19 protein-coding genes are annotated in these 23,372 nt (G+C 72.0%); 10 read left to right on the forward strand and 9 right to left on the reverse strand.

Annotation, left to right across the window (positions count from 1 at the left end):
• The first annotated feature begins 286 nt into the window (after nucleotides 1–286).
• From RBJ77_RS26200 to RBJ77_RS26215, 4 genes are all read left to right on the forward strand, one after another.
• Nucleotides 287–1,141, forward strand: coding sequence for an ABC transporter permease (locus RBJ77_RS26200; protein ID WP_372347287.1), 855 nt, complete (start codon nucleotides 287–289; stop codon nucleotides 1,139–1,141).
• Nucleotides 1,142–1,173: 32 nt separating this feature from the next.
• A complete protein-coding gene (locus tag RBJ77_RS26205) occupies nucleotides 1,174–2,037 on the forward strand; it encodes a carbohydrate ABC transporter permease (protein WP_372347415.1) in 864 nt (287 codons plus the stop codon).
• 58 nt (nucleotides 2,038–2,095) lie between these two features.
• Nucleotides 2,096–3,748, forward strand: coding sequence for a sugar ABC transporter substrate-binding protein (locus RBJ77_RS26210; protein WP_372347288.1), 1,653 nt, complete (start codon nucleotides 2,096–2,098; stop codon nucleotides 3,746–3,748).
• Nucleotides 3,749–3,843: 95 nt separating this feature from the next.
• Nucleotides 3,844–4,890, forward strand: coding sequence for a LacI family DNA-binding transcriptional regulator (locus RBJ77_RS26215; protein ID WP_255979373.1), 1,047 nt, complete (start codon nucleotides 3,844–3,846; stop codon nucleotides 4,888–4,890).
• Between the two features lie 15 nt (nucleotides 4,891–4,905).
• Here the strand turns inward: RBJ77_RS26215 and RBJ77_RS26220 are convergent, their stop codons facing one another.
• Nucleotides 4,906–6,366, reverse strand: coding sequence for an APC family permease (locus RBJ77_RS26220; protein ID WP_372347289.1), 1,461 nt, complete (start codon nucleotides 6,364–6,366; stop codon nucleotides 4,906–4,908).
• A 70-nt stretch (nucleotides 6,367–6,436) separates the two neighbouring features.
• On the opposite strand from RBJ77_RS26220, the gene RBJ77_RS26225 reads away from it, so the two are divergent.
• Complete coding sequence (locus RBJ77_RS26225) at nucleotides 6,437–6,883, forward strand: DUF6153 family protein (RefSeq protein WP_372347290.1); 447 nt, start codon at nucleotides 6,437–6,439, stop codon at nucleotides 6,881–6,883.
• A gap of 125 nt (nucleotides 6,884–7,008) precedes the next feature.
• Entirely contained in the window at nucleotides 7,009–8,634 is a 1,626-nt protein-coding gene (locus tag RBJ77_RS26230; RefSeq protein ID WP_372347416.1) for a multicopper oxidase family protein, read from the forward strand.
• 101 nt (nucleotides 8,635–8,735) lie between these two features.
• Here RBJ77_RS26230 and RBJ77_RS26235 read toward each other — a convergent pair whose 3' ends face one another.
• From RBJ77_RS26235 to RBJ77_RS26250, 4 genes are all read right to left on the reverse strand, one after another.
• Nucleotides 8,736–9,956: an MFS transporter gene (locus tag RBJ77_RS26235; RefSeq protein WP_372347291.1), complete on the reverse strand. Its 1,221-nt coding sequence runs from the start codon at nucleotides 9,954–9,956 to the stop codon at nucleotides 8,736–8,738.
• A gap of 93 nt (nucleotides 9,957–10,049) precedes the next feature.
• The gene (locus tag RBJ77_RS26240; protein ID WP_372347292.1) at nucleotides 10,050–11,060 is read right to left on the reverse strand and encodes an endonuclease/exonuclease/phosphatase family protein; all 1,011 of its coding nucleotides are present in this window, start codon (nucleotides 11,058–11,060) and stop codon (nucleotides 10,050–10,052) included.
• A gap of 207 nt (nucleotides 11,061–11,267) precedes the next feature.
• Nucleotides 11,268–11,948 (reverse strand): TetR/AcrR family transcriptional regulator, encoded by a 681-nt coding sequence (locus RBJ77_RS26245; protein WP_372347293.1) that lies wholly within the window; start codon nucleotides 11,946–11,948, stop codon nucleotides 11,268–11,270.
• A gap of 91 nt (nucleotides 11,949–12,039) precedes the next feature.
• Nucleotides 12,040–13,635: an MFS transporter gene (locus RBJ77_RS26250; RefSeq protein ID WP_372347294.1), complete on the reverse strand. Its 1,596-nt coding sequence runs from the start codon at nucleotides 13,633–13,635 to the stop codon at nucleotides 12,040–12,042.
• A 194-nt stretch (nucleotides 13,636–13,829) separates the two neighbouring features.
• Between RBJ77_RS26250 and panB the strand changes: the two genes are divergently transcribed.
• The 3 genes from panB (at nucleotide 13,830) to RBJ77_RS26265 (ending at nucleotide 16,793) form a co-directional block, all read left to right on the forward strand.
• On the forward strand, nucleotides 13,830–14,705 hold the full coding sequence (gene panB, locus RBJ77_RS26255) for a 3-methyl-2-oxobutanoate hydroxymethyltransferase (protein WP_372347295.1): 876 nt from the start codon (nucleotides 13,830–13,832) through the stop codon (nucleotides 14,703–14,705).
• Between the two features lie 223 nt (nucleotides 14,706–14,928).
• Complete coding sequence (locus RBJ77_RS26260) at nucleotides 14,929–15,960, forward strand: ATP-binding cassette domain-containing protein (protein ID WP_372347296.1); 1,032 nt, start codon at nucleotides 14,929–14,931, stop codon at nucleotides 15,958–15,960.
• Nucleotides 15,957–16,793 carry an ABC transporter permease gene (locus RBJ77_RS26265; RefSeq protein ID WP_372347297.1) on the forward strand — a complete coding sequence of 279 codons (837 nt, stop codon included), beginning with the start codon at nucleotides 15,957–15,959 and terminating at the stop codon, nucleotides 16,791–16,793. The genes RBJ77_RS26260 and RBJ77_RS26265 overlap by 4 nt, the downstream gene beginning before the upstream one ends.
• Before the next feature lie 11 nt (nucleotides 16,794–16,804).
• On the opposite strand, the gene RBJ77_RS26270 is transcribed toward RBJ77_RS26265, so the two are convergent.
• Nucleotides 16,805–20,182 carry a BTAD domain-containing putative transcriptional regulator gene (locus RBJ77_RS26270; RefSeq protein ID WP_372347298.1) on the reverse strand — a complete coding sequence of 1,126 codons (3,378 nt, stop codon included), beginning with the start codon at nucleotides 20,180–20,182 and terminating at the stop codon, nucleotides 16,805–16,807.
• Nucleotides 20,183–20,338: 156 nt separating this feature from the next.
• Here RBJ77_RS26270 and RBJ77_RS26275 point away from each other — a divergent pair, with 156 nt between their 5' ends.
• Nucleotides 20,339–21,142 (forward strand): site-2 protease family protein, encoded by an 804-nt coding sequence (locus RBJ77_RS26275; protein ID WP_372347299.1) that lies wholly within the window; start codon nucleotides 20,339–20,341, stop codon nucleotides 21,140–21,142.
• Here RBJ77_RS26275 and RBJ77_RS26280 read toward each other — a convergent pair.
• The 3 genes from RBJ77_RS26280 to RBJ77_RS26290 form a co-directional block, all read right to left on the reverse strand.
• Nucleotides 21,129–21,323 carry a hypothetical protein gene (locus tag RBJ77_RS26280; protein WP_372347300.1) on the reverse strand — a complete coding sequence of 65 codons (195 nt, stop codon included), beginning with the start codon at nucleotides 21,321–21,323 and terminating at the stop codon, nucleotides 21,129–21,131. The two genes, RBJ77_RS26275 and RBJ77_RS26280, sit on opposite strands and share 14 nt — an antisense overlap.
• An 86-nt stretch (nucleotides 21,324–21,409) precedes the next feature.
• Nucleotides 21,410–22,135 carry an NADPH-dependent F420 reductase gene (gene npdG, locus RBJ77_RS26285; protein ID WP_372347301.1) on the reverse strand — a complete coding sequence of 242 codons (726 nt, stop codon included), beginning with the start codon at nucleotides 22,133–22,135 and terminating at the stop codon, nucleotides 21,410–21,412.
• A gap of 13 nt (nucleotides 22,136–22,148) precedes the next feature.
• Nucleotides 22,149–23,279 carry an exo-alpha-sialidase gene (locus RBJ77_RS26290; RefSeq protein WP_372347302.1) on the reverse strand — a complete coding sequence of 377 codons (1,131 nt, stop codon included), beginning with the start codon at nucleotides 23,277–23,279 and terminating at the stop codon, nucleotides 22,149–22,151.
• Nucleotides 23,280–23,372 lie beyond the last annotated feature (93 nt).

Raw genomic sequence — 23,372 nt, forward strand, 5'->3', positions numbered from 1 at the left:
CTCTGTAACCGGTTACATCAATTTCCCAGGAGGCTAGGCACTCGCGGGCCATGGGGTCAAGGTTCTCCGACGCCAAGGGGGTTGACCGCCCGTAGTAACCGTTTTAGATTCCGCCTCACCTTGTTCCAACGACGGAGGGGTTCCCGTGCCCACGGTGGCGAAGGAAAGGCCCGATGCCGGGGTGGCGGTCCCTCCCGGCGGGCCACAGAACAGCCCAAAGACGGCGAAAGGCCCGCGACCTGCGGGCTGGAAACGGTTTCGAAGCAGTCGTACCCTGCTGCTGCTCATGGTGCCGGGCGTCGTGTACTTCCTGGTCTTCCACTACGGCGCCTTCGTCGGCAACGTCGTGGCGTTCAAGGAGTACGACCCGTTCGCCGGCCTGTGGGGCAGCCAGTGGGTCGGGTTCGGCAACTTCAGCCGGATGTTCGGCGACCCGGACTTCTGGCACGCGACGTGGAACACGCTCTACATCGCCGTGCTCCAGCTGGCCTTCTACTTCCCCGTGCCGCTGGCGATCGCGCTGCTGCTGCACAGCCTGACCTCGGACCTGCTGCGCCGCTTCGTGCAGTCCGTCGTCTACCTGCCGCACTTCCTGTCGTGGGTGATCGTCGTCGCCCTGTTCCAGCAGGTCCTGTCCGACACGGGCCTGCTGAACAGCTTCCTGGGCGACAGCGGGCTGCACACCGTCGACATCATCGGCAACGCCGACGCCTACCGGCCGCTCGTCGTCGCCGAGGTGATCTGGAAGGACGCCGGCTGGGGCACCATCATCTTCCTGGCCGCCCTGATGCAGGTCGACGAGCAGCAGTACGAGGCCGCCGCGATCGACGGGGCCGGGCCGTGGCGCCGCTTCTGGCACGTGACGCTGCCGTCGATCCGGCCGATCGTCGTGCTGCTGCTGATCATGCGGCTCGGCGACATCCTCTCCGTCGGCTTCGAACAGATGCTGCTGCAGCGGCAGTCGGTGGGCCCGGAGGTCGGCGAGGTGCTCGACACCTTCGTCTTCTGGCAGGGCATCGTCGGCGGCGACACCGGATACGCCGCCGCGGCCGGGCTCTTCAAGGGCCTGGTGGGCGCGCTCCTCGTGTTCGTCGCCAACCGGATCGCGCACAAGCTCGGCGAGCAGGGGGTCTACAAGTGAGCACGTCCGCAACCCCGGTCCGTCCCGCGTGGATGGAGAAGCCGAAGCCCGTCACCAAGGCCGCCAAGGGCCTGGCCGTCATCGCGCTGCTGTGTCTGGTCCTCGTACCGTTCCTGGTGATCGTCTCCACGTCGCTCGCCTCCAACAAGGAGGTGGTGGCCAACGGCGGCTGGGTGCTGTGGCCGAGCGAGCCGACGCTGCGCGCGTACGAGAACATCCTCAGCGGCGGCATCGTGACGAAGGCGCTCGGCGTGAGCATCGGCATCACCGTCGTCGGCACGCTGCTCTCCCTCGCGTGCACCGCGTGCCTCGCGTACGCGCTCAGCCGGCCCGGCGTCTACGGCGGCAAGCCGGTGCTGCTGGTCGTGCTGTTCACGTTCCTCTTCCCGCCCGGCATGATCCCGGCCTTCCTGCTGGTCAAGGGGCTCGGGCTGATGGACACGTACGCGGCGGTGATCGCGCCGGTCCTCATCAACGTGTTCAACCTGGTGGTGCTGCGCGGCTTCTTCCAGGGCATTCCCGAGGAGCTGTACGAGGCGGCCCGGCTGGACGGCGCGGGTGACTGGGCCACGTTCTGGCGGATCGCGCTGCCGCTGTCGAAGGCCGCGCTCGCCGTCGTCGGGCTGTTCTACGCGGTGTCGTACTGGAACGCGTGGTTCACGGCCTCCATCTACCTGGAGTCGGGCCACTGGCCGCTCTCCCAGGTGCTGCGCACGTACGTCATCGGAGGCGCGCAGATCGCCGACACCGGCCTCAGCGAGGCGGGCATGGTCTCGGCGCCGCAGACGACGCAGATGGCCGTCCTGGTGATCGCCACCGTGCCGATCCTGCTCGTCTACCCCTTCCTGCAGAAGTACTTCACCAAGGGCGTGCTCACCGGCGCCATCAAGAGCTGAGTCACCACCCCCTCCTCTCCGCACGTCCCGACCTCCTTTAGCCGAAGGGCCCTTCGCCATGTCCTCTTCCGCCATGTCGCGCCGCACCCTGCTGCGCTCCATCGCCGTCGGCGGCGCCGCGATCGCCGCGCCGTCCCTGCTGACCGCCTGCTCCTCCGACTCCGCCGGCGGCGGCTCCGTCTCCAACGCGGGCAAGAAGGCCGCCGCCTGGCCCGCGTACACCCCGGCGAAGGGCGCGACGCCCGACCTGGCGCCGACCGCCGAGGGCGTCCAGGCCGGCTACACGAAGTACCCGGCCGACCTGGTGAAGGCGATCGCCGAGCGGCCCGGCACCGGCAAGGAGAAGATCAAGGTCCTCTCGATCACGTACGGCACCCCGCCCAAGCCCGCCGCGCAGAACAAGTACTGGGCCGCGGTCAACAAGGCCCTCGGCGTGGACGTCGAGTTCACCGTCGTGCCCGACGCCGACTTCCGCTCGAAGATGGCGACGCTGTTCGCGGGCGACGACATCCCGGACGTCATCAACATCGGCGGCGGCTACGTCCTGCCCCGCGAGGCCCAGTTCGTGAAGTCGCGCTGCGCCGACCTGACCGAGTACCTGTCGGGCGACGCGATCAAGGACTACCCGAACCTCGCGGGCATCCCCCAGTACGCGTGGGAAGGCATGGGCCGGATCTCCGGCCGGATCTACGGGGTGCCGGTGGAGCGGCCCAAGCCGCAGGACACACTGTTCTTCAACAGCGGCGCCTTCACGAAGGCGGGTTACAAGGCGGGCATGTCCGCGGACGACTTCGCGGCGATGTCCAAGGACGCGACCGCCGGCAAGAAGTGGGCGCTCGGCGCCTCGGCGACCGCCTTCTTCGGCTACAAGACGCACGCCAACTGGTTCGGCGCGCCCAACGAGTTCGCCATGCAGGACGGCAAGGCGGTGCACTGGGGCGGCACCGACGAGTTCCGGGCGACGCTGGAGTACCTGGCGAAGGTGCGCAAGCAGGGCTCGTACTACCCGGAGGCCACCTCGGTCTCGCAGGTCGACCTGAAGACGCAGTTCTGGAACGGCTCCGTGCTGTCCATGACGGACGGCTTCCTCGCCTACCCGGCCGCCGCGCAGGGCATCAAGGAAGCCTTCGACCTCGACGCCCTCGTCCCGTACGCGGTGGACGGCGCGACCGCGAAGTACCAGCAGAGCCGCGGCATCTTCGGCTACACCGTCCTCAAGAAGGCGTCCAAGGCGCGGATCGAGCTGATCCTGCGCGTCCTGGACTACCTGGCGGCGCCGTTCGGCACCGAGGAGTACGAGCTGACGCACTTCGGCCTGGAGGGCACGCACTTCGAGCGCGACAAGGACAACAACCCGATCCCCACCGAGCTGGGTCTGCTGGAGTCGAAGACGAACGTGCCGTTCACCTACCTCTCGGACGCCCCGCAGGTGCTGTACGTGCCGGGCTTCCCGACCGTCGTCGAGCGGCTGCACGCCTGGCAGCAGGAGGTCGTCCCGCTGATGCAGCCGAACATCCGCTTCGGACTGCAGTCGGACACCTACAACCGGCAGGGCGCCGCCCTCCAGCAGCTGATCGACGACGGGGTCACCGCCATCGTGTCCGGCCGCAAGAAGGTCTCCGACTGGGACGCGGTGTACGCGAAGTGGCAGGCTCAGGGCGGCAAGAAGGTCGTCGAGGAGTTCACGGCGGAGTACGCGGCGGCCCATTGACGGACGTGGCGCACCGCCGGCGGCGGCGCACGCGATGATGGTGCGGGACCCGCGGTACCTGCGGGCCCCGCCGGGCCGACCGAGGGAGATGCGAAGTGGGCGAGCGGGCCACGATCCGGGACGTGGCGGCGCGCGCGGGGGTCTCGGTGGCGACCGTGTCCCGGGTGCTCGCGGGCAACTACCCGACCTCGGCCGCGTCGCGCGCCAAGGTGCTGCGTGCGGCGAAGGACCTGGACTACGTCGCCAACGCGCACGCGCGCGCGTTGGCGGGCGCCGGGCGCAAGACGATCGCCGTGCTGATGCTCGACGTGGTGAGCTCCTTCTACGCGGCCATCGCGCAGGGCGTCGAGAAGGAGGCCGCCCAGCACGACCGGCTGACGCTCGTGGCGTCGACCGGCGCGGACCCGGCCCGTGAGCTGGCGCTCGTGCAGATGATGCGGGAGCAGGCCGCGGAGGCGGTCGTCCTGGTCGGCGGCGTCGTGGAGGACGCCGCGTACCGGGAGCGGATGGCGCAGTACGCGCAGTCGCTCGCGGCGGCCGGTTCACGGCTCGTGCTGTGCGGCCGGCCCGCGCCCGCGCCGGACGTCCCCGCGGTGGTCGTCGAGTACGACAACGAGGCGGGCGCCCACGCGATCACCAGCCATCTGCTGGGCGCCGGCCACCGCAGGATCGCGCTGATCGGCTACCAGCCGGGGAACACGACCGGCGAGGACCGGGTGCGCGGCTATCTGCGGGCCCTGGACGACCACGGGGTGCCGAGGGCGGACGCGCTGCTGCACGGCATCGGGTTCGGCCAGCACAACGGCGACGAGGCGATCCGCGACCTGCTGCGCAAGGCGGACGGGAAGCCGGACTTCACGGCCGTCTTCGCGGGCGACGACCGGGTGGCGGCCGCCGTGATCAGGGCCCTCGGGGAGTACGGCCTGCGAGTCCCGGAGGACATCTCGGTGGTCGGCTACAACGACGACCCGGTGGCCGCCGACATCACCCCTGGGCTGACGACGGTGCACATCCCCGGCGAGGAGGTGGGCCGCACCGCGGTGCGTCTCGCGCTCAACGGGGCGGGCAGGAGCGGGCAGCAGCGCCAGCTCCTGGGCACGCACATCGTGATCCGGGACAGCGTGCGCCGCCTCGCCCCGTAGGGCCCGTCACGTCCGTCACGGGGCGGGCGGGCCCACCGGGTCGCGGTGGTCGGGGTGGATCCAGCCGGGCTTGCGGAACCTGAGGAACGCGACGGGCGCCACGATGCCGAGCAGCAGCAGCCCGCCGCCGACGACCAGCAGGTAGCGCCACAGCGGCCCGGTGTCGTACTGGTCGGGCGGCACGAACCCGATGACGAGGGCGAGCAGCGACGCCACGAACCCGACGCCCGCGACGAGGGTGACCGCGGGCACGACGAACCCGCGCGGCACGTCGGGCCGGGTGCGCCGCAGCCGTACGACGGCCAGGAACATCAGCAGGTAGGCGACCAGGTAGATCTGGATCGTGATGACGGAGAACATCCAGTACTGGCTGGAGACGTTGTCGCTGAAGGCGTACAGGACGCCGATGAGGGTGGTCAGCACGCCCTGGGCGATCATCACGTTCTGCGGGACGCCGTGCTTGTTGAACTTCTGCAGGAAGGGCGGCAGATAACCCTCCTGCCGGGAGAGCAGCACGAGTCCCTTGGCGGGTCCGGCGAGCCAGGTCAGCATGCCGCCGAGCGCCGCGCACACCAGCATGACGCCGACGATCCTCGTCATCCACCCCACGTGGAAGTGGTCGAAGAACGCCTGGAAGGCCTGCATCAGACCGGCGGTCAGGCTGAGCTGCTTCGCGGGCATGACCCAGCTGATGGCGAGCGCCGGAAGGATGAAGATCAGCAGGACGAGGCCGGTGGCGAGGAAGATCGAGCGCGGGTACTCGCCGCGCGGGTTGCGCAGCGACGAGACGTGGACGCCGTTCATCTCCATGCCCGCGTAGGAGAGGAAATTGTTGACGATCAGGACGAGGCTGGCCAGGCCCGTCCACGGGGGCAGCCAGTGGCTCGCGCCCATCGGGGCGGCCGACGGGTTGCCCTGGCCGAGGAAGACGATGCCGAGGACGACGAGCACGACGCCGGGGACGAGCGTCCCGATGATCAGGCCCAGCGAGGACAGGCCCGCGACGGTCCTCGTGCCGCGCGAGCTGACCCACACCCCGGTCCAGTAGATGACGACGATGCAGATGGCGACGTAGAGGCCGTTCTCGGCCAGGCTCGGGTGGATCACGTACGCGAAGGTGGACGCCACGTAGGCGAGCAGGCTCGGGTAGTACGCGATGGTCATGGCGAACTGGCACCAGACGGCGATGAATCCGAGCGGTTTGCCGAGCGCCTCGCTGACCCAGCGGTAGATGCCGCCCGTCCAGCCGGAGGCCAGTTCGGCGCCGACGAGGGCGGTGGGCAGCAGGAAGACGAGGGCCGGGAGCAGATAGAGGAAGATCGCCGCGAGGCCGTAGATCGCCATGGTCGGCGAGGGGCGCAGGCTCGCCACGGAGGCGGTCGTCATCAGGCCGAGGGTGACCCAGGAGATGAACTGACGCCGGGTGCCGTCGTCCCCGACCGCAGCGTTCCGCCCCGGTTCGTCCGTAGTCGTCATGGGCTCATGATCGGCGGCGGGCGGGGAGGCCGCACGTCGCGTGATACCGGGTGGGGGTAGGGTGCGGGCCATGACGTCCCCACCGACGAAGGGCCGCACGGGCCGCGGGCAGCTGCTGCTGTTCGTGGCGCTGCTCTTCGGGATCGTGGGGATGCACACGCTGGGGCATCCGACGGGGCACGCGATGGAGCACCCGGCGGGCCACGGCACGGCGATGTCCACGCATGCCGCGCCGGCCCAGGTCGCGCCGGCCCACGCCGCGCCGGCCCACGTCGTGGTGCCCCGGGTCGTGGTGGACGAGCACCCCTCGCCCGGCGACGGCGGCATGGATCCGCTGAGCGTCTGTCTGGCCGTACTCGGTTCGTTCACGCTGCTGTTGCTGACGGCGGCGGTGCTGCGCCCCCTGGCGGGCGCGGTCCTGCGGGGCCCGGTCCCGCGGCGCACGGCGTTCGCCCGGCGCCCGAACCCGCCACCGCCGAGATCCCTGCTGTCCCGGTTGTCGGTGCTGCGCATCTAGGCCTGCGCACCGGCTGCTTCGCGCTGCGTGGAACCTCTTGGGGCCGAGCGGTGTATCAGAAGCAGCGGATGAGTTCGCCCACCGCACGCAGTACGCACGACACCGACATCGAGGTGCACTCACTCATGCGCAACAGCACTCCTCCCCCAAGCTCCCCGACCCGCCGCGCCCTGCTCGGCGCGTCCCTCGCCGTGGCCGTCACGGGAGTTCTGGCCGCCTGCTCCGGATCGGACTCCGGTTCCGGTTCCGGGCACGGCGGTCACGGCTCGGGCGGCGCCGCGCCCGCGGGATTCGTCGACCCGGCGGGCGCCGAGGTCGCGGCCGCGGAGAAGAAGCGCGGCTCCGGCCCCGTCCGCACCGTGCGGCTCACGGCCGCCGCGACCCCGCTCGACCTGGGCGACCGCACGGTCAGGTCCTGGTCGTACGGCGGCGACCTGCCCGGCCGGGAGGTCCGGGTGACCGCGGGCGACACGCTCGCCCTGACCCTCGCCAACCACCTCCCCGAGTCCACATCGCTGCACTGGCACGGCATCGCCCTGCGCAATGACATGGACGGCGTCCCCGGCGTCACCCAGAAGCCCGTCGCCCCGGGCGCCGACTTCACCTACCGCTTCACCGTCCCGCACCCGGGCACGTACTGGTTCCACCCGCACTCCGGCGTCCAGCAGGACCGGGGGCTGTACGCGCCGCTGATCGTGGACGACCCCAAGGAGCCGCTCTCGTACGACAAGGAGTGGGTGGTCGTCCTCGACGACTGGGTCGACGGGGTGGACGGCTCGACCCCGGACGCCGTGCTCAAGGAGCTGAGCGCGGGCATGGGCGGCTCGGGCGGGGGCCACTCCGGCCACGACATGCCGGGGATGAGCGGCATGTCGATGAAGCGGGACGCCTCGCCGTCCGCCACCGCGTCGGGCCCGTCCCGGATGATGATGGGCGCGACGAGCGAGCTGCTGGGCGGCGACGCGGGCGACGTGCAGTACCCGCACTATCTGGTCAACGGGCGGACGGCGAAGTCCCCTTCGTCCTTCCGGGCCCGCCCCGGCGACCGCATCCGGATCCGGTTCGTGAACGCGGGCGGGGACACGGCGTTCCGGGTCGCGCTCGGCGGCCACGAGATGACGGTGACGCACACGGACGGCTCCCCGGTGCGGCACGCCAAGACGGACGCGCTGCTGCTCGGCATGGGCGAGCGGTACGACGTGCTGGTCACCGCGGGCGACGGGGTCTTCCCGCTGACGGCGCTCGCGGAGGGCAAGAAGGCGTCGGCGCTGGCGGTGCTGCGGACCGGTCCCGGCGCGGCGCCGTCGGCCACGACGCGGCCCCGGGAGCTGGACGGCCGGCTCCTGACGGCGGACAAGCTCCGGGCGGCCGACGCGGTGGCCCTGCCGTCCCGGGAGCCGGACCGCACGGTCAGGCTCCAGCTGACGGGCGGGATGGCCGCGTACGACTGGGCGTTCAACAAGAAGCCGTACACGGCGGACCAGCGGTACGCGGTCAAGGCGGGTGAGCGGGTGCGCCTGGTCTTCGCCAACTCGACATCGATGTGGCACCCGGTCCATCTGCACGGCCACACGTTCTCGTTGGCGAGCGTGGCGGGCGGCCCCCGCAAGGACACGGCGATCGTGCTGCCGAACGGGACGCTGACGGTCGACTTCGACGCGGACAACCCGGGCCTGTGGATGGTCCACTGCCACAACGTGTACCACTCGGAGGCGGGGATGATGACGGTCCTGGGTTACCGCCGGGACTGACGCCCGGCACGGGGTGGGGCAGGGCGGCACCCCGGAGTGAGGTGCCGCCCCGCCCGCCCGCGCCGTCCGTGCGGTCGGTGCCGTCAGTGCCGTCAGTGCCGTCAGTGCCGTACGGGCTGCGCGGCCTCGGGCCGGTGCGAGGCCACCAGTCGGCCCTCCGCCGGAGCGGGACCGCGCCGCAGGTCCACGGTGTAGGCGACGGCGGCGACGCCGAGGCCCAGCACCGCCAGCGCCGCCCCGGCCACCGCCGGGGAGGTCACGCCGAAGCCGGCGGCGAGGGTGAGGCCGCCGATCCAGGCGCCGCCCGCGTTGGCCAGGTTGAACGCGGCCTGGTTCGCGGAGGAGGCGAGGGCGGGGGCGGCGGACGCCTTCTCCATCACCATCAGCTGCAGCGGGGAGCCGGTGGTGAAGGCCGCGACGCCGAGCAGCAGCACGGCGAGCGCGGCGCTCCACTCGGTGCGCATGAGGAGCGGGAAGGCGGCGAGGACCACGACCAGCGAGACCAGTCCGCCGAAGAGCGTGCCGCGCAGCGAGTGGTCCGCGAGGCGCCCGCCCAGCAGGTTGCCGACGGTGGCGCCGACGCCGAAGAGGGCGAGCAGCAGGGTCACGCTGCCCGCGGCGTACCCGGCGGCGTCCGTCAGCATCGGGGTGATGTAGCTGTACGCGGAGAACAGGGCGCCGAATCCGGCGACGGTCGTGCCGAGGGCGAGCCAGACGGGGACCGACTTCAGGGCGCGGACTTCGCCGCGCAGACCGGCGACGGGCCGGCCGTGCCCGTGGTCGGCGGGGACGAGCGCGACCAGCGACGCGATGGCGGCGAGCCCGATGGCGCTGACGGCGAGGAAGGTGGCGCGCCAGCCCAGGTGCTGCCCCACGGCGGTGGCGACGGGCACGCCGACGATGTTGGCGACGGTCAGCCCGAGGAACATCAGGGAGACCGAGCGGGCCTTGCGCTCGGGCGCGACCAGCGAGGTGGCGACGACGGCGCCGACGCCGAAGAAGGCGCCGTGCGGCAGCCCGCTGACGAAGCGGGCGGCCAGCAGCCAGTGGTGGTCGGGGGCGGCGGCCGACACGGCGTTGCCGGCGACGAACAGGACCATGAGCCCGATCAGGACCCGGCGGCGCGGCATGCGCGCGGTGAGCGCGGCGAGCAGCGGGGCGCCGATGACGACGCCGAGCGCGTACGCGGAGACGAGGTGGCCCGCGGTGGGGATGGATACGTGCAGGTCGTCCGCGACGTCGGGCAGCAGGCCCATCATCACGAACTCGGTGGTGCCGATGCCGAAGGCGCCCACAGCGAGGGCGAGCAGGGCGAGGGGCATGAAGCGTCTTCCAAAGAACGTGGGTGGGCGGAATCCATAAGTTTACTTACGGAACAAAGACGCCCGCACACCCACGGGTGACCGTTGGGCACATCACAGCTGAACGCGCGCCGCGATCGGCAGATGGTCGCTGTTGGTCTTCGGCAGGGTCCACGACGAGACCGGTTCGACGCCCTTGACCATGATCTGGTCGATGCGCGCCATCGGGAACGCGGCCGGCCAGCTGAACCCGAAGCCGCTGCCCGCCGCGCCCTGGGTGGAGCGCATCTGGGACGTGACGGCGTTCAGGGCGCGGTCGTTCATCGTGCCGTTCAGGTCGCCGAGCAGGATGACCTTGCCGAGCGGCTCGTCGGCGATCGCCTCGCCCAGCGCGTCCGCGCTCTCGTCGCGCTGGCTGGCGGTGAACCCGGAGTCGACCTTCACCCGCACCGACGGCATGTGTGCCACGTAGACGGCGACGGCGCCCTCGGGCGTGGCGACCGTCGAGCGCATGGCCCGCGTCCAGCCCAGCTTGATGTCGACGGGCCGGGTGGCGGACAGCGGGTACTTGCTCCACAGTCCGACGGTGCCCTGGACCGAGTGGTACGGGTAGGTGCCCGCGAGCGCCTTCTCGTACGTCGGCAGCGCCTCGGTCGTCAGCTCCTCCAGGGCGACGACCTGCGCGCCGGACGCGGCGACGTCCTGGGCGGTGGTGGCCGGGTCGGGGTTGTCCGCGTTCACGTTGTGGGTGGCGACGGTGAGGTCGCCGCCGCCGTGCTGCTTGTCGGTGAGCAGTCCGCCGAACAGGTTGAGCCAGACGATCGCCGGGATCAGGACGGCGAGCACCGCGGTCGCCGACTTCCGGACGAGACCGAGGACGAGCAGCACCGGGACGAACAGACCGAGCCACGGCAGGAACGTCTCGGTCAGGGAGCCGAGGTTGCCGACGGTGTTGGGGATCTGCGCGTGCAGCAGCATGACCAGGGCGAGCAGCACCGCGAACGCCGCGAGGACGATGCCGCGGCGCCACAGGCCGCGGTCGCTGCGCAGCCGGTGCCCCAGACGTCGCAGCCGGGCGCCCGGCCCGTGCTGCCCGGATCCTGAGCTGCCGTACGCCTGCGCCATACCCTCGTCGCCTCACTGCCTGCCGTGCCCGCTGTCCCCGCCCGAAACCCTAGGCGATGTCCAGCGGCTTTCTGTTCCGTCACGCCCACGGCCTGCCGGGGCGTGACGCCCGTACGGCCACGAGGACGAGCGGGGTGGTGCGCGAAGTTCCGAATGCGGCGGTCACGGGGGCCCTCTGTGACGAAACCCGCACATTCGCCGGATCGTTCAGCGGGCGGGCGGTACCTGCGGTTTGAGGGCGGTCAGCACCGTGTCGACGACGCGCTCGGAGAGGCCGTCGGCCAGCGGCGCGTCGGGCCGCATGACGGTGCGCAGCAGCATCGGCCCGGTGAACAGGTCCGCGGCGAACTCGATGTCGGTGTCGGCGGGCAGTTCGCCCCCGGCGACGCCGCGCCGCAGCACGTCGGCCATCGCCCGGCGCCGGGGTTCGACGACGACCTCGTGGTACGCGTTCCAGAGCTTGGGCAGCGTCTTCATCTGCCCGATGACGTTGTGCAGCAGCGCCGAGTTCCGCATGTTCAGACCGCGCCTGCGCATGTGTTCCAGGAGCCGGACCAGGTCGTCGCGCATCGAGGTGCCCGGGAGTTCGGGATCCGGCTCCTCGATCGACGCCACCACGTCGACGAAGAGCTCCTCCTTGCCGGCCCACCGCCGGTAGATGGTGGCCTTGCCGACGCCGGCGGTGCGGGCGATGCGCTCGATGGACAGCTCGGTGAGCGGCACGCCCTCCTCGATGAGGCTGATGACGCCCTCGACGATGGCCTGTTCGACGGCCTCGCTGCGGGGCCGGCCGCGGACGGGGACGGGCGCCGGTCCAGCGGCCGTCGACGGGGGCGCGCTCTCGAGTCCGTACTGCCGCGCCTGCCGCCCGGCCCGTTCCGCGTCCACGCCTCCGCCTTTCCTCCACGACCCCGGAACCCGGCGGACCGCCGGGTTCCGGGGCGATTCTCTCAGCGTCGTCCGGCCCGCCGTGCGGGGCTCAGCGGCCCGCGCCGATCCGCTCCGGCTCGCCCTGCTGCCCGGCGGGCGCCGCCGGCGGCTTGCCCGGCAGGAACAGGGCCGTCACGACGGCACTGGCCAGCGCGACCGCCGCGCCCCACAGGGCGGTGACGTGCATGGCGTGCAGGAACGAGTCGTTGGCGGCGCCGACCAGCGCCTCGCCGCGCGGGCCGAGCTTCTCGGCGATGCCGAGGGTGGCCTCGATGGACCCGCCCGCGGCATCCCTGGCCCCGGCCGGCAGGAGACCCAGCTTGTCCTCGATGCCGCCGCGGTACGCCGTGGACAGCACGGAGCCGAGCACGGCGATGCCGAGGGCGCCGCCGACCTGCCGGAAGGTGTTGGACAGGGCGGACGCGGAACCGGCCTTCTCCCGCGGCAGCGCCTGCATGATGACGACGCTGGTCGGCGTCATCACGTGGGCCATGCCCGTGCCCATCAGGAAGAACATGACTTCCAGGAGCCAGATCGGGGTGTCCGCGTCGAGGACGGTGAACGCGGCGAGCATGGCCGCGAGCAGCACGAGCCCGCCGGTCGTGGTGGCCCGCACCCCGAACCGGTCGACGACGAGCCGGGCGCGCGGCGCGAAGATCAGCTGCGCCACGGCGAGCGGCAGCATCAGGGCGCCGGTCTGCAGCGGCGAGTACCCGCGCACGCTCTGCGTGTAGAAGACCGAGAAGAAGGTGACGCCCATCAGCGCGAAGAAGACCAGCGCGATGGCGGCGATCGCGGCCGAGAACACCTTGTTCTTGAAGTAGTCGATGTCGATCGACGGGTGGTCGCTGCGCTTCTCGTAGACGACGAACCCGACGAGGACGACGAGGCCGGCCACGATCGTGGCGATGACCTGGGGGCTGGTGAAGTCGCCCTCGTCGCCGCCCTTGATGATCCCGTAGACGAGCAGCACGAGACCGACGATGGACAGGACGACGCCGACGAGGTCGATGCGGCCCGGCTTCGGGTCCTTCGAGTCGGGCACGAGCGCGATCATCAGCACGACGGCGAGGATCACGATCGGCACGTTCACCAGGAACACCGAGCCCCACCAGAAGTGGTCGAGCAGCAGTCCGCCGGTGATCGGGCCGATGGCGATGGCCAGGCCGACGCCGCCGGCCCAGATGCCGATGGCCTTCGGCTGCTCCTCGCGCTCGAAGACGTTCATGAGCACGGCGAGCGTGGCCGGCATGACGAAGGCGGCGCCGAGGCCCATCAGCGCGCGGAACGCGATGAGCTGGACCGGCGAGCCGGACTCGGCGGCCAGGGCGGAGCCGATGCCGAACACGACGAGTCCGCCGATCAGCACCTTCTTGCGGCCGACGCGGTCGCCGAGCAGACCGGCGGTGAACAGCAGGCCCGCGAAGACGAGCGTGTAGGAGTTGATGGCCCACTCGAGCTCGCTCTGGGTGGCGCCGAGGCCGGTGGGCGCGGGCGTCGAGATCGTCTTGATCGCGACGTTCAGGATGGAGTTGTCGAGGACGACGATCAGCAGGCTCAGCATGAGCACGCCGAGGATCACCCAACGACGGCGATGCACGGCCTCCGGTATGCGGGGGGCCGCGGGGACAGCAGGACTGGTCATGTGTACGAGGCTAGCCCCATTTCGATACGGAACCGTCTCGTATTGGAAGTGCCGGGGCAATCCCTTACCGAGGCTTTACGTGAGCCGAGTACCGAGGTGCCCTGGCGCTCAGGCGGCACGCGGTGCCACCATGGAGGTGATCCGGGGACGCCGTCAGGGCGCCTCGAGACGACTGAACTGAAGGAGCCGTTGCGATGACGCAACAAGTTTCGGCTGCCCAGACGCAGTCCGCCGACAGCAGCAACCCCAAGGCGCTGTACGGCGGGAAGGGGTCGCGCCGCATCACCGTGCGGGACATCGGTCTCGCCAAGGAGCGGGGCGAGAAGTGGCCCATGCTCACCGCCTACGACGCGATGACCGCGTCCGTCTTCGACGAGGCCGGCATCCCCGTGATGCTGGTCGGCGACTCGGCGGGCAACTGTCACCTCGGGTACGAGACCACCGTGCCGGTCACGCTCGACCAGCTGACCATGCTCTCCGCCGCGGTCGTACGGGGCACGTCCCGCGCCCTGATCGTGGGCGACCTGCCCTTCGGCTCGTACCAGGAGGGCCCCACGCAGGCCCTGCGGTCGGCGATGCGGATGGTGAAGGAGGCCGGGGTCGGCGCGGTCAAGCTGGAGGGCGGCGAGCGCTCGCACGCCCAGATCAAGCTGCTCGTCGAGGCGGGCATCCCCGTCATGGCGCACATCGGTCTGACCCCGCAGTCCGTGAACACGCAGGGCTACCGCGTGCAGGGCCGTGGCGAGGAGGCGGCGCAGCAGCTGCTGCGCGACGCGAAGGCGGTCCAGGACGCGGGTGCGTTCGCCGTCGTCCTGGAGCTGGTTCCGGCCGAGCTGGCCGCCGAGGTCACCCGGGTCCTGCACATTCCGACGGTCGGCATCGGCGCGGGTCCCGACACGGACGCGCAGGTCCTCGTCTGGACCGACGCGCTCGGGCTGACCGGCGGCAAGATGCCGCGCTTCGTGAAGCAGTACGCGAATCTGCGGTCGGTCATGTCCGATGCGGCCAAGGCGTTTGCGGAGGACGTTGTCGGCGGAACGTTCCCTCTGGAGGAACACTCCGTCCACTGAGCCATAGCGGCACCACACGCAGCCCGTCGATCTTCCCCCGTCGACGGGCTGCGTCACGCTCTGCGGGGCCCGGCCGGAGGGCGGGTCGGAGGGCGGGTCGGAGGGCGGGTCGGTCACGTGCGGCCAGCGGTTTCGCAACCTGTCGGCGATATATCGGCGGTCGATCGCTCGCTGTCGGTCGGATGTCGGTGAGTTGTCGGTGGCGGCTGGCACCTTGGTGGACATGACGCGAATCGACAAGACCCCCGACAACAGCACGGGCAGCCGCCCCGTGGCCGTGTCCGTACGGGGACTGGTCAAGCACTACGGCGAGACCAAGGCTCTGGACGGCGTGGACCTGGACGTGCACGAGGGCACCGTGATGGGTGTCCTCGGGCCGAACGGCGCCGGCAAGACGACCCTCGTCCGCTGCTTGTCCACCCTCATCACCCCCGACGCCGGCACGGCGATCGTGGCGGGCTACGACGCGGTGAAGCAGCCCCGTCAGCTCCGCCGCGTGATAGGGCTCACCGGCCAGTACGCCTCGGTCGACGAGAAGCTCTCCGGCCGGGAGAACCTGTACATGATCGGGCGCCTGCTCGACCTGTCCAAGAAGGAGGCGCGGTCCCGCGCCGACGCCCTCCTGGAGCGGTTCTCCCTGACGGACGCCGCGACCCGGCCCGCCAAGACCTACTCCGGCGGCATGCGCCGCCGCCTCGACCTCGCGGCGTCGATGATCGGCCGCCCGCACGTCCTCTACCTGGACGAGCCGACGACCGGCCTCGACCCCCGTACCCGCAACGAGGTGTGGGACGAGGTCAAGAGCATGGTGCGGGACGGCGTGACCGTGCTGCTCACCACCCAGTACATGGAGGAGGCCGAGCAGCTGGCCTCCGAGCTCACCGTCATCGACCGCGGCAAGGTCATCGCGGAGGGCGGCATCGAGGAGCTGAAGGCGAAGGTCGGCGGCCGCACCCTGCGGATCCGCCCGGCCGACCCGCTGGAGCTGCGCCCGCTGGCGCACGCCCTCGACGACATGGGGCTCACCGGTCTCGCCACGTCCGCCGTGGACGCCGAGTCCGGCACCGTCCTCGTGCCGATCCTCAGCGACGAGCAGCTGACGGCCGTGGTCGGCGCGGTCACCGCGCGCGGCATCACGATCGGCTCGATCGCCACCGAACTGCCCAGCCTGGACGAGGTGTTCCTCTCCATCACCGGCCAGAAGGCGTCCGCCCCGCAGGACGCCAGGCCCGAGCTCGAGGAGGTCGCCGTATGAGCGCCACCACCGTGACGGCGCCCGCGGCGCCCACCATCAAGGTCGAGGCCGATCCACGGATCGGACTGCGCGGCCATCTGCGCCACACCGGCGCCCTCGTCCGCCGCAACCTGCTGTGGATCAAGCAGGACCCGGAGTCGATGTTCGACGCGGTCCTGATGCCGATCGTCTTCACCCTGCTGTTCGTGTACGTCTTCGGCGGCTCGATCGGCCAGTCGCTCGGCGGCGGCCAGGACGCGTACGTGCAGTACGTGATCCCCGGCATGGTCGCGATGATGAGCATGAACATCGCGCAGGGCGTCGGCACCGGCTTCAACGAGGACTTCCACAAGGGGATCATGGACCGGTTCCGGTCCCTGCCCATCGGACGGGCCTCCGTGCTGATCGCGAAGGTCTCCGTCGAGCTGCTGCGTCTGCTCGTCGCGACCACGGTCCTGATGGTCGTGGCGGTGCTCGTCGGCTTCGACATCAACAACTGGGCGGGCCTGTTCGGCGCCATCGGCCTCTCGGCGCTGTTCGGCTCGGCCATCATGTGGATCTTCCTGGTCCTCGGCGTGACCATGAAGAACGCCCAGTCCGTGCAGGCGATGGGCTTCCTGGTGATGATGCCGCTGCAGTTCGGCTCGTCGATCTTCGCGCCGACCCAGTCGATGCCGGGCTGGCTGCAGAACTTCACCGAGTACAACCCGATGTCCGGTCTCGCGGACGCGGCCCGCGGCCTGATGGTCGGCGGCCCGGTCGCGCACGGCCTGTGGGTGACGCTGGCCTGGACCGCGGGTCTGACGCTGGTGATGGCGCCGATCGCGATCCGCAAGTTCACCAAGCAGAGCTGAGGACCGCGGGCCTAGGGCCTGTCTCCCGGTTCGCGTCCCAGCAGGGCGGTGGCCTCCTCCACGGAGAGGCCGCCGCCCTCGGCGTGTGCGCGGGTGTACGCCGCGTCGTCGAGCAGCGCCCGCACGTCGGCCTCGGCGTCGGCCCGCCACTCGCGCTCCATCCCGGACGGCACGTGCTCGGGGGGCAGCACCGCGTCGGCCGCGCCGATCATCCGCGCGGCCGTCTCCGCGTCGCCCGGCCGGGCACGCAGGGCGAGCGCCCGGGCCGCCGTGAGCAGGTGCAGCCCCGACATGTGCGGCATGATCAGCTGGGCCAGCGGCAGCCGCGCCGTCTCCAGGGCCCGCAGGGCGCCCGCCACGGCCGGTTCGACGTGCCCGTCGAGGACGTCGAGCATGGCCGCCATCCCGATGTGCATGGCGGCGAAGAACTCGATCTCCGTCACCCTGAACTCCTCCATCAGGAAGTCCAGTTGCTCGCGTGCCTCGGCGGTGCGGCCGGTGGTGGCGAGCCGGCCGACGAGGAACATCCGGGCGGCGGGCCTGGCCTCGTTCGTGTGCCGGCGGGCCGCGTCGACGGCCTCCCACAGCATGCTCTCGCCGCGCTCGCCCTGGCCCTGCTCGATGTACGCCTGGCCGAGCCTGACCTGGAGGATCGCGGCCTGTGCGTGCGCCCCCATGCTCTCGGCGACCTCCCGCGCACGGGCGTAGTCGGCGGCGGCGTCGGCCCACCGGCCGAGCCGCTCGTGCGCCTCGCCGCGCGCGGAGAGCGCCTCGGCGACGCCCCATTCGTCGCCGAGCCGGGTGAACAGGGCGAGCGCCTCGTCGGCGTCCGGGAGGCCGCGGGCGGCCCATTCGCTGCGGTTGGCGAAGATGTTGGCGCGCAGTTGGAGGACGAGGGCGAGTTCCCAGTCGTAGCCGAGCTCGCGGCAGGTGCGGACCGTCTCGTCGGCGAGGTCGTGCATCCGCTCCACCTCGCCGGTGAGCAGGACGGCGAAGTACCAGACGTTGCCCGGCGGGCGGCAGGCCTGCGGCAGGTCCGCGCGGTAGGTCTCGCGGATGGTACGCAGCCTGGCCTGGCCCTCCTCGCTCTGCCAGCGGTCCATCTCCATGTCCATGAAGGAGAGCCGGGAGAGATGGACCTCGCGGCGCGCCTCGTCCAGGAGTTCGCCGGTGAGCGGCGGGGGCGTGTCGGTGCAGCGCTGGTGCAGCGGCGGGGCGGGGCGGACCGGGCCCGCGAACGGATCGGGGCCGAGCGCGGCCGCCTCCCCCGACCAGGTGCGGGCGTCGGTGCGCAGGTCCCGCATCTGCCAGAACCAGGACAGCGACAGGACGAGGGCGATCGCCTCCTGCTCGTCGCGGGCGGCGACGGCGTGCCGCAGGGCGGTGCGCAGGTTCTCGTAGTCGCGCTCGAACCGGGCGATGGCCGCGCGCTGCCCCGCGCCGCGCAGCAACGGGTCGGTGGTGCGGGCGAGTTCGCGGTAGTGGGTGAGGTGGGCGCGCTCGGCGGCGGTGCGGTCACCGGCCTCGTCGAGGCGGTCGCCCGCGTACTCGGCGACGGTCTCCAGGAGCCGGTACCGCATGCCTTCGCCCGCGTCGCCGCTGTCGTCGGGGGCGGCGACGACGAGTGACTTGTCGACGAGGGAGCCGAGGGTGTCCAGGGCGTCGGGGCCGCAGACCGCCTCGGCGGCGGGCAGGTCGCAGCCGCCGCTGAAGACGGACAGCCGGGCCAGGACGGCGCGTTCGGGGTCGTCGAGCAGGTCCCAGGACCAGTCGACGACCGCGCGCAGGGTCTGCTGGCGGGGCAGGGCGGTGCGGGCGCCGGAGGTGAGCAGCCGGAACCGGTCGTCGAGGCGGTCGGCGATCTGGCGCGGGGTGAGCATCCGCAGCCGGGCGGCGGCGAGCTCGATGGCGAGCGGCAGGCCGTCGAGGCGGCGGCAGATCTCGGCGACGGCCGCGGTCGTCTCGGCGGACTGGTCGACGGTGAAGCCGGGGCGCACGGCGGCGCCGCGCTCGCCGAACAGTCGGAGCGCGTACGGCTCGGGGAGCGGTTCGACGGGGTACAGCAACTCCCCCGGTACGCCGAGGGGTTCGCGGCTCGTGGCGAGGACGGTGACGCCGGGGCAGCGGGCGAGGAGCTGCTCCGCGAGGGTGGCCGCGGCGTCGATGACGTGCTCGCAGTTGTCGAGGATGAGGACGATCCTGCGGTCGGCGCAGTGTTCCACGAGGCGGACGAGGGGGTCGTCGCCCTGCCGTTCGGAGGCGGCCCGCAGCTCTTCGGCGCCGGCGCCGCGCAGCACCGTCTCGCGGGCGCCGAGCGCGCTGACGACGGCTTCGGGTACGGAGTCCGGATCGCTGACCGGGGCGAGTTCGGCCAGCCACACGCCGTCCGGCGCGGTGCCGGCGAGCCCTTCGGCGGCCTCCTGGGACAGCCGCGTCTTGCCGGCCCCGCCGGGCCCGAGCAGGGTCACCAGCCGTACGCGGTCCAGGTCGGCGCGGATGGCATCGATGTCGGCGGACCGTCCCACGAACGAGGTGAGGCGGGCCCGCAGGTTCCCGGGAGCCGGACGCCGCGGGCCGCCCGCCACGGACGGGGAGCCGGGCCCCGGGCCCCGGGTGTCCGGGGCGGGGCGGGTGGCAGCCGGGTGTCGGGGCGGGGCCGGGGGCGCGGTCAGCAACTCGGTGTGCAGCGCGCGCAGTTCGGGCCCGGGGTCCGCGCCCAGGCGGTCCGCCAGGTCGCGGCGGACGTGGTCGTAGGCGGCGAGGGCCTCCGCCGGGCGGCCCGCGTCGCGCAGGGCGCGCAGCCGGAGCGCCTGGAGCGGCTCGTCCAGGGGGTGCGCGTCGCACAGCGCGGTGAGTTCCGGCACCACGGTGTCGGCGAGGCCGAGCGCGAGCCGGGCCGCGAGCCGGGTGCGGCGCGCGTCGAGCTGCCGGGCGTCCCAGCGGGCCGCCTCCGCCGTGCGGTCGGGCAGATCGGCGAGGGCGGGCCCGTGCCACAGGGCGAGCGCGTCGTCGAGCAGGTCGGCGGCCTTGGCGGCGTTGCCGTCGGCGTGGGCGCGGGCGCCGTCGCCGGTGAGCCGCTCGAAGCGGAACAGGTCGATGTCGTCGGGCGCCGCGGTCAGCCGGTACCCGCCGTCGGCGGAGGCGATCGCCCCGCTGCCCAGGGCCCGGCGCAGCCGGCCGATCAGCGCCTGCAGTGCGCCCGGCGCGTCCGCGGGCGGCTCGGCGCCCCACACCTCGTCGACGAGCACCGCCGCGGGCACGGTCCGCCCGGGCCGCAGGGCGAGCACCGTGAGCAGGGCGCGCAGCCGCGCCCCGCCGACCGGGACGGCCGTGCCGTCGTCGCGGATTGCCTGGGTGGTGCCGAGGATGCGGTAGCGCACGCGCCCCATTGTCCCCGGTCCCGTGCGCGGCGGACGCCGGGTGCGCCGGGAGCGGAACCGGAACGCCGTCGTGGCACGTTCTCGTCGTGCGACGGGTACGTTCGGTGACGCCACCGACCGACCACCGACCGACCACCGACCCAGCGAATCCGGGAGTCCCACCCCATGACCACCGCCACATCCCGGCGCGGCGACAGCCGGATCAGCCCCGTCTTCCTCGGCATCGTCGCGGTCACGGCCGTGTCCGGCTGGGCGGTGTGGACGGACTACGCCTCGCAGCCCGGCTTCGCCGTCTTCCTGTTCGTGACGGCGGCCTGGATCGTCTCGCTCTGCCTGCACGAGTACGCGCACGCGCGCACCGCCCTGCACAGCGGCGACATCTCGATCGGCGCGAAGGGCTATCTGACCCTGAACCCGCTGAAGTACACCCACGCGCTGCTCAGCATCGTGCTGCCGGTCCTCTTCGTGATCATGGGCGGGATCGGTCTGCCCGGTGGCGCCGTCTTCATCGAGCGCGGGCGCATCCAGGGGCGCTGGAAGCACAGCCTGATCTCGGCGGCGGGCCCGCTGACGAACGTGCTGTTCGCGGTGGTCTGCACGGCCCCGTTCTGGCTGGACGCGCTGGACGGAGTGCCCGACACGTTCCGCTACGCGCTGGCGTTCCTGGCGCTGCTCCAGGTGACCGCGGCGATCCTGAACTTCCTGCCGGTGCCGGGCCTGGACGGGTACGGCGTGATCGAGCCCTGGCTCTCGTACAAGATCAAGCGCCAGGTGGAGCCGTTCGCACCGTTCGGGCTGCTCGCGGTGTTCGCCGTGCTGTGGATCCCGGAGGTGAACCAGTGGTTCTTCGACGTGATCGACGCCGTGCTGCGCTCGCTGGGCGTGCACGACTGGGACACGTACTGGGGCCAGCGCTTCTACCGCTTCTGGGAAGGGACGCCGGAGATCCCGACGTTCACACAGCCGTAGTCGAACCCGCGGCGCGCTTCTCGGCCCGCGCCTTGCGCACGTAGAACCACGCCATGTTCGACGTGATCCCGGCGATCAGCACCCACACGACCCCGAGGAAGCTGCCCTGGACGAAGGAGACCACCGCGGCGACGACGGCGAGGACGCAGACGAGGGAAGCGAAGAGGGCGATGCGGGGCATGGGGTCGGCTCCAATACGGACACGTACGGCACGGCGGTGTTTCGCCGACCAGTGTCCCCCATGCCCCGGCCGCGCCGGAACGCGCCCTAGATGTCCGTGACGCGCAGCCCCGCGTGAGCCTTGTAGCGGCGGTTCACCGAGATCAGGTTGGCGACGAGGGACTCGACCTGGTGGGCGTTGCGCAGCCGGCCCGCGAAGACGCCGCGCATGCCGGGGATGCGGGCGGCCAGCGCCTGGACCAGGTCCGTGTCGGCGCGGTTCTCGCCCAGCACCATCACGTCCGTGTCGATCTCGTCGATCTCGGGGTCGGCGAGCAGCACCGCGGAGAGGTGGTGGAAGGCGGCCGTGACCCGGGAGTCCGGCAGCAGCGCGGCGGCCTGCTCGGCCGCACTGCCCTCCTCGGGCTTCAGCGCGTAGGCGCCCTTCTTGTCGAAGCCGAGCGGGTTGACGCAGTCGACGACGATCTTGCCCGCGAGGTCCTCGCGCAGGGCTTCGAGGGTGGCGCCGTGGCCGTCCCACGGCACGGCGACGATGACGACGTCGCTGCGCCGCGCGCACTCGGCGTTGTCGGCGCCCTCGATGCCCAGGCCGTGCTCGTTGAGTTCGTCGGCGGCGGCCTGCGCGCGCTCGGCGGCGCGGGAGCCGAGGATCACCTTCTGGCCGGCGCGGGCCAGCCGGTAGGCGAGGCCCTTGCCCTGCGGGCCGGTGCCGCCGAGCACGCCGACGACGAGCCCGGACACGTCGGGCAGCTCCCAGGGGTCCTTGGCCGGTGCCTTCGGCGCGGCGTTCTGTGCGCTGTCGCTGGTAGTCATGCTGTGACCTTACTCAGGCGTACGGGCGGGTGAGCGAGGCCACCGGGATCCGCCGGAACGTGATCGTCTCGTACGCGGAGAAGTCCCCGGTCTCGTGGAGCAGACCGACGGTGGCGGGGTCGACGCGGACCAGGTCGGAGTAGGCGGCGGGCAGGCCGTCGACGGTGTGCGCGGGCTGCCAGGTGACGCCGCCGTCGAGGCTGCGGCGGACGGTCATCAGGGCGCGGAAGCCGGGGTCGGCGGGGCCCGCGTAGAGCAGCACGTCCGGGTCGCCGGGTTCGTCGAGCTGGAGCAGGCTGCCCTCGACGACGGGGCCGACGAGGCCCGCCTGCGGCCGGAAGGGCTTCACCAGGTGCTCGCCGCCGTCGACGGAGTGGGCGTCGGCGCGGGTGCCGGGTGCCGGCGAGTCGTTGCGGGTGTTGAAGTAGAGCCGCCCGTCGGGGAGTTGGGCGGCGGTGGTCTCGTTCGCGTTCACGTAGCCGTCGGTGTTGTCGTCGACGTAGCCGATCCGCCACGTCGCGCCGTCGTCGTCGCTGAGGAGGCAGTGGCCGCCGTTGTAGCGGCCCTCGGTGCCGTTGTCGGTGCCGGCCGGGGGCAGCGAGTGGTTGGCGGGGACGACGATCCGGCCCTCGCGGGTGAGCAGCGCGTGGCCGGGGGTCGTGGCGTACCAGCGCCAGTCCGGCCGCTTCACCCGGTCGGTGATCTCGCGGGCCGGTGCCCAGGTGAGCCCGGAGTCGTCGCTGTGGGTGACCCAGACCCGGCGGCCGTCGGCGGCGGGGACCCGTCCGCGCCGGATGGCGTCCTCGGTCGCGGCGGCCGCGTTGCGGACGTGGACGAGCAGGACGCGGCCGGAGGGCAGCACGACGGGGGCCGGATTGCCCGCCAGGTCACGGCCGTTGGCGGCGGCGACGCGCAGCGGTCCCCAGGTGCGCCCGCCGTCGACGGAGCGGCGCACCACCACGTCGATGTCGCCGAAGTCCTCGCGGGAGCCGACGCGCCCCTCGCAGAAGGCGAGGAGGGTGCCGTCGGTCGTCCGTACGACGGCGGGGATGCGGAAGCTGGCGTAGCCGTCGTCCCCCGCGCGGAACGGCACGGAGGTCTCTGGCGGCTCGGAACGCTCGGGGTGCTCTGCGGTGACGAACATGCCCGCCATGCTTCCCACCGAAGAGAACTCGGGGTGAACTCCGGTTGTCCACACGGCCGTTCCGCACACCGAACCGCCGCCGCCCGCACTCGT

This window comes from Streptomyces sp. KL116D (assembly GCF_030766975.1).
GTDB lineage: Bacteria > Actinomycetota > Actinomycetes > Streptomycetales > Streptomycetaceae > Streptomyces > Streptomyces longispororuber_A.